Origin of the sequence: Streptomyces sp. NPDC057743, from assembly GCF_042798755.1 — a bacterium.
Classification (GTDB): domain Bacteria; phylum Actinomycetota; class Actinomycetes; order Streptomycetales; family Streptomycetaceae; genus Streptomyces.
In genome coordinates, this window is record NZ_JBHVJX010000002.1 from 376,292 (window position 1) to 391,700 (window position 15,409).

The 15,409-nt window shown below is 73.7% G+C and carries 14 protein-coding genes; 11 read left to right on the plus strand and 3 right to left on the minus strand.

Features of this window, described 5'->3' with window-relative positions; all coding sequences use genetic code 11:
• Positions 1–41: 41 nt before the first annotated feature.
• Together ACFVFQ_RS03710 and ACFVFQ_RS03715 are read right to left on the minus strand one after the other, a co-directional pair.
• On the minus strand, positions 42–320 hold the full coding sequence (locus ACFVFQ_RS03710) for a hypothetical protein (RefSeq protein WP_274916081.1): 279 nt from the start codon (positions 318–320) through the stop codon (positions 42–44).
• An 83-nt stretch (positions 321–403) separates the two neighbouring features.
• Complete coding sequence (locus ACFVFQ_RS03715; protein WP_274919269.1) at positions 404–1,186, minus strand: PspA/IM30 family protein; 783 nt, start codon at positions 1,184–1,186, stop codon at positions 404–406.
• A gap of 313 nt (positions 1,187–1,499) precedes the next feature.
• On the opposite strand from ACFVFQ_RS03715, the gene ACFVFQ_RS03720 reads away from it, so the two are divergent.
• On the plus strand, positions 1,500–2,096 hold the full coding sequence (locus ACFVFQ_RS03720; RefSeq protein ID WP_383407989.1) for a DUF3043 domain-containing protein: 597 nt from the start codon (positions 1,500–1,502) through the stop codon (positions 2,094–2,096).
• A 79-nt stretch (positions 2,097–2,175) separates the two neighbouring features.
• On the opposite strand, the gene ACFVFQ_RS03725 is transcribed toward ACFVFQ_RS03720, so the two are convergent.
• Entirely contained in the window at positions 2,176–2,388 is a 213-nt protein-coding gene (locus ACFVFQ_RS03725) for a hypothetical protein (RefSeq protein WP_383407992.1), read from the minus strand.
• A gap of 212 nt (positions 2,389–2,600) precedes the next feature.
• Here ACFVFQ_RS03725 and ACFVFQ_RS03730 point away from each other — a divergent pair, with 212 nt between their 5' ends.
• From ACFVFQ_RS03730 to ACFVFQ_RS03775, 10 genes are all read left to right on the plus strand, one after another.
• Complete coding sequence (locus ACFVFQ_RS03730; protein WP_383407995.1) at positions 2,601–3,845, plus strand: bifunctional adenosylcobinamide kinase/adenosylcobinamide-phosphate guanylyltransferase; 1,245 nt, start codon at positions 2,601–2,603, stop codon at positions 3,843–3,845.
• A 62-nt stretch (positions 3,846–3,907) separates the two neighbouring features.
• Positions 3,908–4,567, plus strand: a complete 660-nt coding sequence (locus tag ACFVFQ_RS03735; protein WP_383407998.1) for a class I SAM-dependent methyltransferase — start codon at positions 3,908–3,910, stop codon at positions 4,565–4,567.
• Between the two features lie 97 nt (positions 4,568–4,664).
• Complete coding sequence (gene cobT, locus ACFVFQ_RS03740) at positions 4,665–5,711, plus strand: nicotinate-nucleotide--dimethylbenzimidazole phosphoribosyltransferase (protein ID WP_383408001.1); 1,047 nt, start codon at positions 4,665–4,667, stop codon at positions 5,709–5,711.
• A 106-nt stretch (positions 5,712–5,817) separates the two neighbouring features.
• A complete protein-coding gene (locus tag ACFVFQ_RS03745; protein ID WP_383408004.1) occupies positions 5,818–7,566 on the plus strand; it encodes a phosphatidylglycerol lysyltransferase domain-containing protein in 1,749 nt (582 codons plus the stop codon).
• Complete coding sequence (locus tag ACFVFQ_RS03750; RefSeq protein ID WP_383408007.1) at positions 7,563–8,279, plus strand: hypothetical protein; 717 nt, start codon at positions 7,563–7,565, stop codon at positions 8,277–8,279. The genes ACFVFQ_RS03745 and ACFVFQ_RS03750 overlap by 4 nt, the downstream gene beginning before the upstream one ends.
• A gap of 52 nt (positions 8,280–8,331) precedes the next feature.
• A complete protein-coding gene (locus ACFVFQ_RS03755) occupies positions 8,332–9,147 on the plus strand; it encodes an adenosylcobinamide-GDP ribazoletransferase (protein ID WP_383408010.1) in 816 nt (271 codons plus the stop codon).
• Between the two features lie 191 nt (positions 9,148–9,338).
• A complete protein-coding gene (locus ACFVFQ_RS03760) occupies positions 9,339–10,883 on the plus strand; it encodes a leucyl aminopeptidase (protein ID WP_383408013.1) in 1,545 nt (514 codons plus the stop codon).
• Between the two features lie 313 nt (positions 10,884–11,196).
• On the plus strand, positions 11,197–12,585 hold the full coding sequence (lpdA, locus tag ACFVFQ_RS03765; protein WP_274916071.1) for a dihydrolipoyl dehydrogenase: 1,389 nt from the start codon (positions 11,197–11,199) through the stop codon (positions 12,583–12,585).
• Between the two features lie 53 nt (positions 12,586–12,638).
• Complete coding sequence (gene sucB, locus ACFVFQ_RS03770) at positions 12,639–14,375, plus strand: 2-oxoglutarate dehydrogenase, E2 component, dihydrolipoamide succinyltransferase (RefSeq protein WP_383408016.1); 1,737 nt, start codon at positions 12,639–12,641, stop codon at positions 14,373–14,375.
• A gap of 176 nt (positions 14,376–14,551) precedes the next feature.
• Positions 14,552–15,175: a GntR family transcriptional regulator gene (locus ACFVFQ_RS03775; RefSeq protein WP_383408019.1), complete on the plus strand. Its 624-nt coding sequence runs from the start codon at positions 14,552–14,554 to the stop codon at positions 15,173–15,175.
• Positions 15,176–15,409: the final 234 nt, after the last annotated feature.

Consider the following 15,409-nt stretch of genomic DNA (forward strand, 5'->3'; position numbering starts at 1 on the left):
GGCGCTGCCGTAGTGCGCTGGGTGTGCGGTGTACCGGCCGGTCAGCCGGGGATCAGGCCGTCGTCGCTGAGCATCTCCCGGACCTCGGCCAGGCTGGCGTCCGGGCCGGGGAGGATCAGTTCGGAGGGTTCCAGGGCGTCGTCCGGCAGCGGGGAGCCCAGGCGGCGGACCGAGTCCAGCAGGGCCCCGAGGGTGCGCCGGAATCCGGCCTCGTCACCGCTCTCCATCTCGGCGAGCAGTTCGTCGTCCAGCTTGTTGAGCTCGATGAAGTGGGCATCGTCCAGCTTCACCTGCCCCTCCCCCATGATCCGTACGATCACGACGGTCTCCCTTGGTTCCGGTCGGGCGAGGTCGCGGCGGCGCCGGACCGCCTCCTTGCGCTGGGGCGGCCCGCCGCCGTCGGTCACTGCTTGTCGAGACGCGGGTGCTGCTGCTGCGGTGCCTGCTGGGCGGCACCGCCCTGGCCGCCCTCGATGGCCTGCTGCTGGGCGGACGGCCCGGCCAGCTCGGCCTTCATCCGCTGGAGCTCCAGCTCGACGTCGCTGCCGCCGGAGAGCCGGTCCAGCTCGGCGGTGATGTCGTCCTTGGCCATGCCGGACGGGTCGTCCAGCGCGCCGGAGGCCATCAGCTCGTCGATGGCGCCGGCCCGGGCCTGGAGCTGCGCGGTCCGGTCCTCGGCGCGCTGGATCGCCAGGCCGACGTCGCCCATCTCCTCGGAGATGCCGGAGAACGCCTCGCCGATCCGGGTCTGCGCCTGGGCGGCCGTGTACGTGGCCTTGATCGTCTCCTTCTTCGTGCGGAAGGCGTCGACCTTGGCCTGGAGCCGCTGCGCGGCGAGCGTGAGCTTCTCCTCCTCGCCCTGGAGCGTCTGGTGCTGCGTCTCCAGGTCGGTGACCTGCTGCTGCAACGCGCTGCGCCGGGTCAGCGCCTCGCGGGCCAGGTCCTCGCGGCCGAGCGCCAGCGCCTTGCGGCCCTGGTCCTCCAGCTTGGCGGACTGGCCCTGGAGCTGGTTGAGCTGCAGCTCCAGGCGCTTGCGGGAGGTCGCCACGTCGGCGACGCCGCGGCGTACCTTCTGCAGCAGTTCGAGCTGCTTCTGGTACGAGTAGTCGAGGGTCTCGCGCGGGTCTTCAGCCCGGTCAAGGGCCTTGTTGGCCTTCGCGCGGAAGATCATCCCCATCCGCTTCATGACACCATCGCTCATGGGCCTCGCGCGCCCCCTTCTGACCCGACTTTCATCGGGCTTAGGCTCCAGCACATCTACAGACCCCACAGTACGGGCCTTGCTTCCATTACCGCACTGTTCGGGCCCGGATGCGCTCCTCCTCCAGGACGATCAGGGCGCCCGGCTTCTCCAGCCCAGGGAGTAGGGCGACCCCGGTGCGCCGGCGCACTGCCCGGTCTGTCCGGATGTGCCCGCGCGCACGGAGCGCGGGCGCCGTTTTCGGATCGTTCCCCGTCGCCCCTGGCTCATTCTCGGCGAGCACGTACTCTTGGGTGTTGTGTTCCGAAGCCGTTCGAAGGATGAGCAGGCCGCGGCCTCCAAGGTGACCGCGTCCGAGCCCCAGCAGCCCCGCGACCCGCAGGCCCCCAAGGGCCGCCCGACGCCCAAGCGCAGCGCCGCCCAGTCGCAGCGCCGCACCCGCGCGCAGACACCGACCAACCGCAAGGACGCCGCCAAGGCGCAGCGGGAGGCCCGCCGCGTCGACATGGCCCGCCAGCGGGAGGCGCTGGCCAACGGCGACGAGCGCTATCTGCCGGTGCGCGACAAGGGCCCGGTGCGCCGTTTCGCCCGCGACTACGTCGACTCCCGGTGGTGCGTGGCGGAGTTCTTCCTGCCCGTGGCCGTGATCATCCTGGTGCTGACGATGATCCGGGTGCCGCAGATCCAGTCGCTGGCGCTGCTGCTGTGGCTGGTGATCATCGTGCTGATCGTCGTGGACTCGGTGGTGATCTGGTTCCGGCTGGGCAAGCGGCTCGAAGAGCGCTTCCCCAAGGAGAACGTCAAGGGCGCCCGCGCCTACGCGGTGATGCGCACGCTCCAGATGCGCCGGCTGCGGCTGCCCAAGCCGCAGGTCAAGCGCGGCCAGCGGCCCTGACCTTTTAGACGGGGCCCGCTCAGCGGGACCCTTGAGGCAGCGGACACGGGGGCCGGCGCGCGCCGGCCCCCACTGCCGCTCACCCCTCGTCTGTGTGCAGGCTCATCGGCCCCGGGTAGACCTCGCTGCCGTCCTCGAAGAGCCGGACCTGGTCGACGCCGCCGTCGAGGAGGTTGCGCCACTGCTCCCCGATCCAGGACTCGGCGTCCCCCTGGGTCGTGAACTCCTCCGGTTCCACGGTGGGCACCGCCTCCGAACCGTCCGTCTTCTCGAACCGCCACGTCCACGCCATGTGCGCCTCCTTGGAGTCCCACCGGGTCCGCCGATCCCCGCGCGAGGCCGGATCTCCCGCCCCGCGCCGTGCCTGGTGATCGTGGATCCCCACTTGATCGGAAGCCTAACGGCCCTGTCGAGAGGCACTCCTCAACTCTCCGGCCGCCCAACGGCGGTCTCCGGTGGGCGCCCCGCGCGCTCGCGCCGTCCGAACACGAGAGACTTACGCGCGTGGACCTGACTCTCCTCGGCACCGGGGCCCCGCAGGGGCTGCCGCGCCCCGACTGCCCGTGCGCCGCCTGTGCGACCGCCGTCGGCGACGAGGCCCGGGCGGCGACCGCCCTGCTCGTCGACGGCGTGCTGCTGCTCGACCTGACGCCGGGGCCGGCGTTCGCGGCCGCCCGGGCGGGCCGGTCGCTGGGCGGGGTGCGTCAGGTGCTGCTCTCGCATCCGCACGACGGGCCGGCGTTGGAGGTGCCGGCGGGGCTGCCGCAGCCGGGCCGGGTCGCCGACGGGCGGGCGTTGGCGCTGCTGGGCGGGCACCGGGTGCGGGCGGTCGCGGTGGACGTCCCGGGCACCGGCTACGAGGTCACCGGCGGCGACGGCGAGCGGCTGCTGTACCTGCCGCCGGGCGCGGCCCCGGCCGGGCTGGGCGAGGCCAACGGCGCCGCGGGCGGCCCGACTTCGACGGCGGGCGGCCCGGGGCCGTACGACCTGGTGCTGTTGGACGTGCTGGCGCGGCCGGAGGCGTTGGCCAGGCTGCGGGCGAGCGGCGCGGTGGACGCGGCGACCGACGTGGTCGCGGTACACCTCGACCACGCGGTGCCGCCGGGGCCCGAACTCCACCGCCGGCTGGCCGCGTTGGGCGCCCGCGCGGTGCCGGACGGCACGTCCCTGGTGGTCGGCGAGTACCACGCGGTGCCCGATCTGCCGCGCCGGACGCTGGTGTTGGGCGGGGCGCGCAGCGGGAAGTCGGTGGAGGCCGAGCGGCGGCTGCTGGCGTTCCCCGAGGTGGTCTACGTGGCCACCGGCGGCACGCGGGAGGGCGACGCGGACTGGGCGCAGCGGGTGGCGCTGCACCGCGAGCGGCGCCCGGCGGGCTGGCGGACCGCGGAGACCTGCGATCTGGTGCCGCTGCTGGCGAAGCCTCAGACCGCGCCGCCGCTGTTGATCGACTGCCTGGCGCTGTGGCTGACGCACGCCATGGACGAGGCCGGGGCGTGGGACGACGCAACCTGGGAGGCGGGCGGCCGGCGGGCGCTGCGGGAGCGCTGCGAGGCGCTGGTGACGGCCGTGCGGCAGGCCCGGCGGCGGGTGGTGGCGGTGAGCAACGAGGTCGGTTCGGGCGTCGTCCCGGCGACCCCGGCCGGGCGCCGCTTCCGGGACGAACTGGGCCGGCTGAACGCGGCGTTCGGCGCCGAGTGCGAGCAGGTGCTGCTGGTGGTCGCGGGCCAGGCGCTTGCGCTGCGCGGCTGACGGCGGCCCGGCGCGGCCCGTGTCCGCTTGCCCTGGGGCGCGCCGACCGGTCCGCTGGAGCCGTGACCGAACCTTTCCGGTATGACGGACCCGCCCCTGTCGTCGGCGCCGTCGGGCCGTCCTCGCTTCCGCCCGCCCTCTTCTCCCCCACCGGGCCGTCCGCCGCGGCCGTCCCGGAGCGTGCCCCCGCCCGCCCCGGTGAGCTGAGCGCCACCGCCGAGGCGGCCGTCCGCGGCTATCTGCGGCGCCGTCCACACGCCACCGTGGTCGCGCTCGGCGAGGGGCTCGGCACCGGCTTCGGACGGCTCGACAACGGCCGGCTGACCTGGCTGTCGGTGCTGCCGACGGCGGACGCCGCGGCCCGCCGGATGGTGCTGCCGGACGGGCCACGGCGGCGCACCGTCGCCCGTACCGGGCCCGGCGCGGACTGGCCCGCCCTGGTGGGCCCGGTGGAGCGCGGGGTCGTCGTGGCGGTGGCGGGGGCGCCCGCCGGCACGCTCCGGGAGTTGCTTGGGGTGTGCGCGGCGCACTTCCCGGGCGGGGCGCTGGTGGTGGACGCGCTGCCCTGGTGGGCCGCGGCGCTGGCGCTGCCGGCCCGGCTCCACCCGGGCGTCGCCGCGGTGCACACCCGGCCGCTGGCCGCGGGCGATTCGCCGGGCGGCCGGTCCGGGCCACGGCCGGTGGTCTGCGCGGTGCGGTTCGCGGCGCGGGGCGCCCGGTGACGGACCGTCGGCGGAGCGCGGCGCGCACCGGGGGCGGCTGCGGCGCCGTCCCTGCCGGCCGCCGCGCCGGCGCGCCGATGCCGGTAATCTGCGCCCAATGAGCGCCCTGAACCTCGATGACTTCGCCCACCTGATCGAGCGCCCCGACGGCGACGTGCGCCGGGCCGCCGAGGAGCGGCGGGCCCGGACGGCCGTGCCGCCCGGCGCCCTGGGCCGGCTGGACGAGCTCGGCGGGTGGCTGGCCGCCGTCCAACAGCGGGTGCCGGTCCGGCCGATCGAGCAGCCGCGGGTGCTGCTGTTCGCCGGCGACCACGGCATCGCCCAACTCGGCGTCTCGGCCCGGCCGGCCGGCGGCACCAAGGACCTGGTGCGGGCCGTCCTGGACGGGGCGAGCCCGGTCGCGGTGCTGGCGCGTAGCGCCGGGGTGCCGGTGCGCGTGGTGGACATGGCGGTGGACTGCGACCCGGAGGAGCTGCCGGCGGAGGTCACCCGGCACCGCGTCCGGCGCGGCTCGGGGCGGATCGACATCGAGGACGCGCTGACCGCCGACGAGGCCGAGGCCGCGTTCCGGGCCGGCATGGCGCTCGCCGACGAGGAGGCGGACGCCGGCACCGACCTGGTCGTCCTGGGCGATCTGAGCGTGGGCGGCACCACCGCCGCCGGCACCCTGATCGCCGCGCTGTGCGGCACGGACGCCTCGGTCGTCACCGGGCGGGGCGGCCACCCGATCGACGACCTGGCCTGGATGCGCAAGTGCGCGGCGATCCGGGACGCACTGCGGCGGGCCCGGCCGGTCCTGGGCGACCAGTTGGAGCTGCTGGCGACCGTCGGCGGCGCGGACCTGACCGCGCTCACCGGCTTCCTGCTCCAGAGCGCGGTGCGCCGCACCCCGGTGATCCTGGACGGCGTGGTCAGTGCGGCGTGCGCGCTGGTGGCGCAGCGGGCCGCGTTCCGGGCGCCGGACTGGTGGGTGGCCGGCCAGGTCAGCGGCGAGCCGGCGCAGGCCAAGGCGCTGGACCGGATCGCGCTCAACCCTCTGCTCGATCACGGCGTCACAGCGGGCGAGGGGACCGGGGCGCTGCTGGCCCTCCCGCTGGTGCGGGCGGCGGCGGCCCTGGCGGCGGAGCTTCCGGTACGCGACTGATCCGCTGACCGCGCCCGCGCGCCGCCCGGCCGCGACCGCACCGACCGGCCCGGCGACGGCTCCCCGTAAGATCGCGTTTTGCACGTTTTTATGGGGAGACATCGCTTTGAGTCCGGAGGAAGACCGCCCCCGCGGCCGGTGGGCGCGGCGCGGCGCCGCATTCGGCCTCTGGTACCTGCGCGCCGTCACGTTCATCAATGTCCTCGGGGCGGTGTGGGTGTCGTTCGGCAACGACATCCGGCGGCACAACGCCGCGGACTTCTTCACGCCGTACCTGCTCACCGCCGGCTTCGCCTCGGGCGCCTTCTCGCTGTTCCTGGCGGTGACGCTGCGCCGGCGGAAGCGGGCGGCGTGGATCTTGAACCTGGTGCTGTCCGGGGCGTTCCTGCTGCTGGTGACCGTGGTCATGGCGCTCTCCCCGGAGTTCCGGGCGCACCCGCAGAACTGGGTGTCGCTGGCGCTGACGCTGCTGTTCACCGCGGCGCTGGTGGCCGGCCGCAGGGAGTTCTACGCCAAGGGCGACCGGGCCAACCCCAAGCTGGCGGCGCTGACCGCGGCCGGCGGCCTGCTGGTCACCTCGGTGCTGGCGGCCCTGTTGGTGACGGCCACCAACCAGGCGTCCGGCCCCTCGACGTGGGGCGAGCGCTGGCGGTACGGCCTGCTGCGGCTGGTGTCGCTGGCCGCCGACGACCGCGCCTTCCCCGGGATCACCACCCCGAACTGGGTCAACGGCACCATCAACGTGCTCAGCGCGGCGCTGCTGGTGGCCGTCTTGTGGGCCGCGTTCCGGTCCGTGCGCAGCACCGATCCGATCACCGCGGACGACGAGGAGCGGCTGCGCGGGCTGCTGGCCCGGCACGGCGACCGGGACTCGCTGGGCTACTTCGCGCTGCGCCGGGACAAGAGCGTGGTGTTCTCCCCTAGCGGGAAGGCGGCGGTGACGTACCGGGTGGTCGGCGGGGTGTCGCTGGCGTCGGCCGATCCGCTGGGCGATCCGGAGGCGTGGCCGGGGGCGATCGAGCGCTGGCTGGCCGAGGCCCGGGAGCACGGCTGGGCGCCCGCGGTGATGGGCGCGAGCGAGGAGGGCGGCACGATCTACGCCCGGCACGGGCTGGACGCGCTGGAGTTGGGCGACGAGGCGGTCGTGGAGACCGCCGAGTTCACGCTCGCCGGCCGGGCCATGCGCACCGTGCGGCAGGCGTACCACCGCATCCAGCGGGCCGGCTACACGGTCCGCATCCGGCGGCACGAGGACATCCCCGCCGACGAGATGGCGTGCCTGGTGCGCCTGGCCGACGACTGGCGCGACGGGGACACCGAGCGGGGCTTCTCGATGGCGCTGGGGCGGCTGGGCGACCCGGCGGACGGCCGCTGCGTGATGCTCGAATGCCACGACGCGGACGGGGAGTTGCGGGCGCTGCTGAGCTTCGTGCCATGGGGCGCGAAGGGGCTGTCGCTGGACCTGATGCGGCGGGATCGGGAGTCCGACAACGGGCTCATGGAGTTCATGGTGCTGGAGCTGATCCAGCGGGCTCAGGAGGTGGGGATCACTCAACTCTCGCTGAACTTCGCGATGTTCCGCTCCGTCTTCGAACGGGGGTCGCGACTCGGCGCGGGTCCGGTGCTGCGCCTGTGGCGGTCGCTGCTCGGCTTCTTCTCCCGGTGGTGGCAGATCGAGTCGCTCTACCGCGCCAACGCCAAGTACCGGCCGGTCTGGGAGCCCCGGTACATGCTCTTCGAGAAGAGCACCGACGTGCTGCGGATCGGTATCGCCGCGGCCCGCGCCGAGGGTTTCCTCGAAGCGCCAGGTCTGCCGAAGTGGCTGAACCGCAAGCATTTGGAGAACGTGAGATGAATCGGGCCCGGGCGGCGCGGCGGGGGGTTGCCGCGCTGCGCCGCACCGCGCGCGCCGAATGGGGACCGCTCCTGACGAAGGTGTGGTCGACGCTGGCGGTGCAGAGACTCCGGGCGATCCCGCTGACCCTGTGCGCGGTCTTCCTGACGCTGGTCTTCCAGATCGTCCAGAACCAGTCCTGGGGCCTGCACACGGTGCAGAACATCGGCTCGGTGCAGGCGTACGAGCACCTGTGGTTGGCGCTGCTGCGGACCCCGCTGTCGCTGTTCGTCCCGGCGCTGGACCTGCCGGTGTGGGGCGCGTTGGCGCAGATCCTGGTGGTCTTCGGGGTCGCCGAGATCTGCCTGGGCCGTTGGCAGACGCTGCTGGTCGCCTACGCGGCCACGCTCGCCGGGACGACCTACGCGCGGCTCGGCCTGTGGATCGGCCCGGACAGTCCGATCGGGCTGCCGGATGCCGACAAGTTCGTGGTCGACACCGGCCCGTCGGCGGCGGTGGTCGGCCTGGCGGTGGTCGTCTGCTGGCGCTACCGGGCCCGCCTCACCTGCGTCGGGGTGGTCGTCGCGATGCTCGTCGAGGTGGCGTTCATCAAGAACAACCTGGCCGGCAAGGAGCATGTCGCCGCGGTGACCGTGGCGTTGGCGATCTGCGTGGTCTGGGACCGGTGGCGGCCGCGCAAGCCGTGCGATGTGCAGTTCTCGGGCGGCGGGTGAGCGGCCCGGCACGGCCGGCACTCGCGCCGCCCGCCCCGGGTACCCTGCCGCGGTGACCGACACCGCTCCCCCCTCTCCCCCTGCCTCCCCCGTCTCCCCTGCCGACGCGCTGCGCTTCGCGTTCGGCACGCTGACCGTGCTGCCGGTGCGGGTGGCCCGCTGGGACCGGGCCGCGGCGCGCGGCGGGATGCTGTGCGCGCCGGTGGCCGGGCTGGTCGTCGGCCTGGGCGCGGCGACGCTGGGCGGGTGGGTGCTCCTGCTCGGCGGCGGGCCGCTGTTGGCCGCGATCGGCAGCGCGGTGGTGCCCGCGGTGCTCACCCGGGGCCTGCATCTGGACGGGCTGGCGGACACCGCCGACGGGCTGGGCAGCGGCAAGCCGGCCGAGGAGGCGCTGCGCATCATGAAGCGGTCCGACATCGGGCCGTTCGGCGTCATCACCCTGCTGTTCGCGCTGCTCGCCCAGGTGGCCGCGCTGTCCGGGCTGTACGCGGCGGGGTGGGCCATCGGCGCGGCCGGCGCGGTGGTGGCGGCGGTCGTCGCCCGCGCGGCGCTGACCCTGGCCTCCCGGGCGGGGGTGCCGGCGGCCCGCCCGGAGGGGCTGGGCGCGGCGGTCGCCGGGGCCGTGCCGGTGCCGTTGGCCGCGGGGTGTGCGGCGCTGGTGGCGCTCGGCTGCGCGGCGCTCGGCGCGGGCGTCGGCGGCCCGTACGGCGCGCTGCACGCGGGACTTGCCGCGCTGGCCGGACTGGCCGCCGGGGAGCTGCTGCTGCGGCACTGCCGGCGCCGGTTCGGCGGGGTGACCGGCGATGTCTTCGGCGCCCTGGCGGAGACCGCCGGCCTGATCGCCCTGGTCCTCCTCACCCTCGGCTGAGCCGAAACACCCCCTCAACTCCCCTTCTTTCAGGGCGACTTGGGCACTCGCCACCGTCAACGACCGGCCAGCCCTCAGGTCCCGGTGCCGTAACCGGCCCTACCCGGCGGCCCGGCCGAGCGTAGGCTCGGCCGCAGCAGCGCACATGCGCACATACCGATACCCCCTGACGGAACAGGACCTTCATCACCGTGACTGCACTGACCCTCAGTTCTTCTTCCGCCGCAACGGTGCGTGCGGATGCCGTCGTCGTCGGCGTGGCCAAGGGCGCCAAGGGCGTCGTGGTGGCTCCCGGCGCCGAGGCCGTGGACAAGGCGTTCGGCGGCAAGTTGGCCGCCGTGCTGGAGACCCTCGGCGCGAGTGGCGCCGAGGGCGAGGTGACCAAGCTCCCGGCGGCCGACGGCATCAAGGCACCGGTCGTGCTGGCGGTCGGCCTGGGCGACGCCCCGGCCAAGGGCGAGGACCACGACCACGAGGCGCTGCGGCGCGCGGCGGGCAGCGCGGCCCGGGCCCTGACCGGCACCAAGAAGGCCGCCTTCGCGCTGCCGACGGCGGACGCCGGCGCGGCCGCCGCGGTGGGCGAGGGCGCGCTGCTGGGCGCGTACTCCTTCACCGCGTTCCGCGGCGACAACGCCGGTGGGAAGGGCGCCAAGGGCAAGAAGAACGACGCCAAGTCGGCGCCGCTGGGCGAGGCCACGCTCCTCGGCGGCAAGCCGCGGGACAAGGAGTTCAAGGCCGCCGCGGAGCGCGCCCAGGTGCTGGCCGCGGAGATCAACCGCGCCCGCGACCTGATCAACACGCCCTCCAACGCCCTGGACCCCAAGGAGTTCGCGGCCCAGGCGCAGGCCGCCAGCAAGGAGTTCGGCCTCACCGTCGAGGTGCTGGACGAGAAGGCGCTCAAGAAGGGCGGCTACGGCGGCCTGTTGGGCGTCGGCCAGGGCTCGGAGGCGCCGCCGCGGCTGGTGCGGATCGCGCACACGCACGCCGACGCCGAGAAGACGCTGGCGCTGGTCGGCAAGGGCATCACCTACGACTCGGGCGGCATCTCGCTCAAGCCGGCCGGCCACAACGAGACCATGAAGTGCGACATGAGCGGCGCCGCGGCGGTCTTCGCCACGGTGGTGGCCGCCGCCCGCCTGAACCTCCCGGTGAACGTCACCGGCTGGCTGGCGCTCGCCGAGAACATGCCCTCCGGCAACGCCACCCGCCCCGGCGACGTCCTGACGATGTACAGCGGCAAGACCGTCGAGGTGCTCAACACCGACGCCGAGGGCCGGCTGGTCCTGGCCGACGCGCTGACCCGGGCCTCCGAGGAGTCGCCGGACGCGATCGTGGACGTGGCGACGCTGACCGGGGCGATGGTGCTGGCGCTGGGCCACCGCCACTTCGGGATCATGGCCAACGACGACGCCTTCCGCACCGCGATCCACGAGATCGCCGAGGAGGTCGGCGAGGACTCCTGGCCGATGCCGATGCCCGGCCACCTCCGCAAGGGGATGGACTCCCCGGTCGCCGACATCGCCAACATGGGCGAGCGGATGGGCGGCGGCCTGGTCGCCGGCCTCTTCCTGAAGGAGTTCGTCGGCGAGGGCATCGCGTGGGCCCACCTGGACATCGCCGGACCGGCCTTCCACGAGGGCGGGCCCTGGGGCTACACCCCCAAGGGCGGCACCGGCTCCGCGGTCCGCACCCTGCTGCGGCTGGCCGAGCACACCGCCGAGGGCGACCTCGGCTGACCGGGCTCCTTGGCCCACCGCACCGGCACGGCCCCGGGTCCCCCGCACCCGGGGCCGTCGGTACGCTGACGGCGAAGCGTGTTCGCCCTGAACGAAATCCGCACGTGAGTACGTACGAGTAACCCCGATGAGGCGGCCGATCCGCCGCCCGGAGCCCGGCCCCGCGTCCCGCCTTCGTTGAACAAGTGCGAAGATGGGTTCTCGGCAGGACAGGGCCCCCCTTACCCAGGGCCGAAGTTAATGCGGCCGAACAACAGCCGCGATCCGGTCATCGCGGACCGGCTCCGGCGCACCCATGCATGGAGGACGTGACGTGGCGAACGACGCCAGCACCGTTTTCGACCTAGTGATCCTCGGAGGCGGTAGCGGCGGTTACGCCGCTGCCCTGCGCGGGGCGCAGCTGGGTCTCGACGTCGCCCTGATCGAGAAGAACAAGCTGGGCGGCACCTGCCTGCACAACGGCTGCATCCCCACGAAGGCTCTGCTGCACGCCGGCGAGATCGCCGACCAGGCCCGCGAGGCCGACCAGTTCGGTGTCAAGACCTCCTTCGAGGGCATCGACATCGAGGGCGTCCACAAGTACAAGGACGAGGTCATCTCGGGCCTGTACAAGGGCCTCCAGGGTCTCGTCGCCTCCCGCAAGGTGACCTACATCGAGGGCGAGGGCCGGCTGTCCTCCCCGACCTCGGTCGCGGTCAACGGCCAGCAGGTCCAGGGCCGGCACGTCCTGCTCGCGACCGGCTCCGTGCCGAAGTCGCTGCCGGGCCTGGAGATCGACGGCAACCGCATCATCTCCTCGGACCACGCGCTCACGCTGGACCGCGTCCCGAAGTCGGCCATCATCCTGGGCGGCGGCGTGATCGGCGTCGAGTTCGCCTCGGCGTGGAAGTCCTTCGGCACCGACGTCACCGTCATCGAGGGCCTCAAGCACCTCGTCCCGGTCGAGGACGAGAACAGCTCCAAGCTGCTGGAGCGGGCCTTCCGCAAGCGGGGCATCAAGTTCAACCTCGGCACCTTCTTCGACAAGGCCGAGTACACCGCCGACGGCGTCAAGGTCACCCTCGCCGACGGCAAGACCTTCGAGGCCGAGGTGCTGCTGGTCGCCATCGGCCGCGGCCCGGTCTCCGCCGGTCTCGGCTACGAGGAGCAGGGCGTCGCGATGGACCGCGGCTACGTCCTCGTCGACGAGTACATGCAGACCAACGTTCCGACCATCTCGGCCGTCGGTGACCTCGTCCCGACCCTCCAGCTCGCGCACGTCGGCTTCGCCGAGGGCATGCTGGTGGCGGAGCGCCTGGCCGGCCAGAAGGTCGTCCCGATCGACTACGACGGCGTCCCGCGCGTCACGTACTGCCACCCCGAGGTCGCGTCGGTGGGCATCACCGAGGCCAAGGCCAAGGAGCTGTACGGCGCGGACAAGGTCGTTGCGCTGAAGTACAACCTGGCGGGCAACGGCAAGAGCAAGATCCTCAAGACCGCGGGCGAGATCAAGCTCGTCCAGGTCAAGGACGGTGCCGTGGTCGGCGTCCACATGGTCGGTGACCGTATGGGCGAGCAGGTCGGCGAGGCCCAGCTGGTCTACAACTGGGAAGCCCTGCCGGCCGAGGTTGCGCAGCTCATCCACGCGCACCCGACGCAGAACGAGGCGCTCGGCGAGGCCCACCTGGCCCTGGCCGGCAAGCCCCTCCACTCCCACGACTGACCCCAGTCCCGGGCGCGACCACATCCGTACTTGCGATAGGAGCAACTGAAACCATGGCGGTTTCCGTAACCCTGCCGGCGCTCGGCGAGAGCGTCACCGAGGGCACCGTCACCCGTTGGCTGAAGGCCGAGGGCGAGCGCGTCGAGGCCGACGAGCCGCTGCTGGAGGTGTCGACCGACAAGGTCGACACCGAGATCCCGGCCCCGACTTCGGGTGTGCTGGCCTCCATCAAGGTGGCCGAGGACGAGACGGTGGAGGTCGGCGCCGAGCTGGCCCTCATCGACGACGGCACCGGCGCCCCCGCGGCCGCCCCGGCTCCGGCCGCTGCCGAGGCCCCGGCCCCGGCCGCTCAGCCCGAGCCGACCCCGGCCCCCGCGGCCGAGGCCCCCGCCCCCGCCGCCGCCCCCGCGGGTGGCGCCGAGGGCACCGACGTCCTGCTCCCGGCGCTCGGCGAGAGCGTCACCGAGGGCACCGTGACCCGCTGGCTGAAGGAGGTCGGCGAGGAGGTCGCGGAGGACGAGCCCCTGCTGGAGGTGTCCACCGACAAGGTCGACACCGAGATCCCCGCCCCGACCGCCGGCACCCTGCTGGAGATCCTCGTGGGCGAGGACGAGACCGCTGAGGTCGGCGCCAAGCTGGCGGTCATCGGCGCCAAGGGCGCGGCCCCGGCCGCCGCCCCCGCCCCGGCCGCTCCGGCTCCGGCCGCCGCGCCGGCTCCGGCTCCGGCCGCCCCGGCCCCGGCTCCGGCGCCCACCCCGGCCCCGGCCGCTGCCGCTCCGGCTCCGGCCCCCGCGCCGGCCCCGGCCCCGGCCGCGCCCGCCCCCGTCACCCCCGCCCCGGCGGCCGGTGAGGCGGACGGCGCCTACGTCACCCCGCTGGTGCGCAAGCTGGCCGCGGAGAACGGCGTCAACCTCGCCACGGTCAAGGGCACCGGTGTCGGTGGCCGGATCCGCAAGCAGGACGTCATCGCCGCCGCCGAGGCGCTGAAGGCCGCCACCCCGGCCCCGGCCGCCCCGGCCGCCGCCGCTGCGCCGGCCAAGGGCGCCCCGGTCATCGAGGCGTCGCCGCTGCGCGGTCAGACCGTCAAGATGCCGCGGATGCGCAAGGTCATCGGCGACAACATGATGAAGGCCCTGCACGGCCAGGCGCAGCTGACCACCGTGGTCGAGGTGGACATCACCGCGATCATGCGGATGCGCAACAAGGCCAAGGACGCGTTCGCGCAGCGCGAGGGCGTCAAGCTCTCCCCGATGCCGTTCTTCGTCAAGGCCGCCGTCCAGGCGCTGAAGGCCCACCCGGTCGTCAACGCCCGGATCAACGAGGACGAGGGCACCATCTCCTACTTCGACACCGAGAACGTCGGTATCGCGGTGGACGCGGAGAAGGGCCTGATGACCCCGGTCATCAAGGGCGCGGGCGACCTCAACATCGCCGGCATCGCCCGTAAGACGGCGGAGCTGGCGGGCAAGGTCCGCGCCAACAAGATCACCCCGGACGAGCTGTCCGGCGCGACCTTCACCATCTCCAACACCGGTTCGCGCGGCGCCCTGTTCGACACGGTCATCGTGCCGCCGAACCAGGTCGGCATCCTGGGCATCGGTGCCACCGTCAAGCGTCCGGTGGTCATCAACCACCCGGACCTGGGCGAGACCATCGCGGTGCGCGACATGACCTACCTCGCGCTCTCCTACGACCACCGTCTGGTGGACGGCGCCGACGCGGCCCGCTACCTGACCACGGTCAAGCAGATCCTGGAGGCCGCGGAGTTCGAGACCGAGATCGGTCTCTGAACCCACCAGGCCGAAAAGGGCCGCTGACCGCCGACTCCCCCCGGGGAAGCGGCAGTTGAGCAAGGGGCCGGCCCCGACTCGTCACGACGGGTCGGGGTCGGCCCTTTCGCGCGTCCGCCACCGGCGATAATGGCCACGCACGCCTCGCGGCCCCACCCGCTCTGAAGGAGCACGTCATGACCCCGCCCGTCGTCCACTCGCTGCGCGAGCAGATCCGCGAGCACATCCTGGAGGGGATCGTCAGCGGTCGCTGGCAGCCGGGCGAGCGGATCGTCGAGCGGCGGATCGCGGTGGAGTTGGAGGTCAGCCAGACGCCGGTCCGGGAGGCGCTGCGGGAGCTGGAGTCGCTCCAACTGATCGAGTCGGCGCCGAACAAGGGCGTCCGGGTCCGCAACCTCACCGCGGACGACCTCAAGGAGAGCTACCCGGTCCGGGCCGGACTGGAGCAGGTGGCCGCGGAGTTGGCGGCCGGCCGGCTGGCCAAGGACACCGCGGCGCTGGAGCGCGAGGTGGCGGCGCTGCGGGAGGCGGACGCGGCCGGCGACGGCGAGGCACAGGTGCGGCACACCGTGGCCTTCCACCGGGAGATCGTGCGGGCGGCCGGGAACGCGGTGTTGCTGCACACCTGGGAGTCGTTGGGCGTGGAGGTGTGGACGACGCTGTCGATCCGCTGGTTCAGCCCGGAGCCGCGCTCGCACGCCCAGGACCACCAGGAGTTGGTGGACGCGTTCCGGCGACGCGACCCGCGGATCGGGGCACTGCTGAAGGCACACGTGCTGAGTTGCGCGCCGAGGGTTTGACCTTCCCACGTACTTGGCTTTCCCGCCGTGGGCCTGCGGCCGGCTGTGTCCCACGTCGTTGGCTTTCCCGCCGTGCGGGTTGCTGTTGTTTGCGCCTTGCGGCGCTGGCTGGTTGTCCGCTGCGCGGGGCTGTTGGGTGCGGTGACGGACCTCCGGGGTGGGGGTGCCAGACTGCTTCGCTTTACGTCTGGCACCCCCACCCCTCCGGCCCGTCCCCTCCCGTGGGGGGTGGGT

Excerpts from the sequence above, each read along its gene's own strand:
- ACFVFQ_RS03725 (WP_383407992.1), bottom strand. The coding sequence starts at position 2,388 with ATGGCGTGGACGTGGCGGTTCGAGAAGACGGACGGTTCGGAGGCGGTG.
- ACFVFQ_RS03715 (WP_274919269.1), bottom strand. The coding sequence starts at position 1,186 with ATGAAGCGGATGGGGATGATCTTCCGCGCGAAGGCCAACAAGGCCCTT.
- cobT (WP_383408001.1), top strand. The coding sequence starts at position 4,665 with ATGAGCGCCCTGAACCTCGATGACTTCGCCCACCTGATCGAGCGCCCC.
- ACFVFQ_RS03750 (WP_383408007.1), top strand. The coding sequence starts at position 7,563 with ATGAATCGGGCCCGGGCGGCGCGGCGGGGGGTTGCCGCGCTGCGCCGC.
- sucB (WP_383408016.1), top strand. The coding sequence starts at position 12,639 with ATGGCGGTTTCCGTAACCCTGCCGGCGCTCGGCGAGAGCGTCACCGAG.
- ACFVFQ_RS03775 (WP_383408019.1), top strand. The coding sequence starts at position 14,552 with ATGACCCCGCCCGTCGTCCACTCGCTGCGCGAGCAGATCCGCGAGCAC.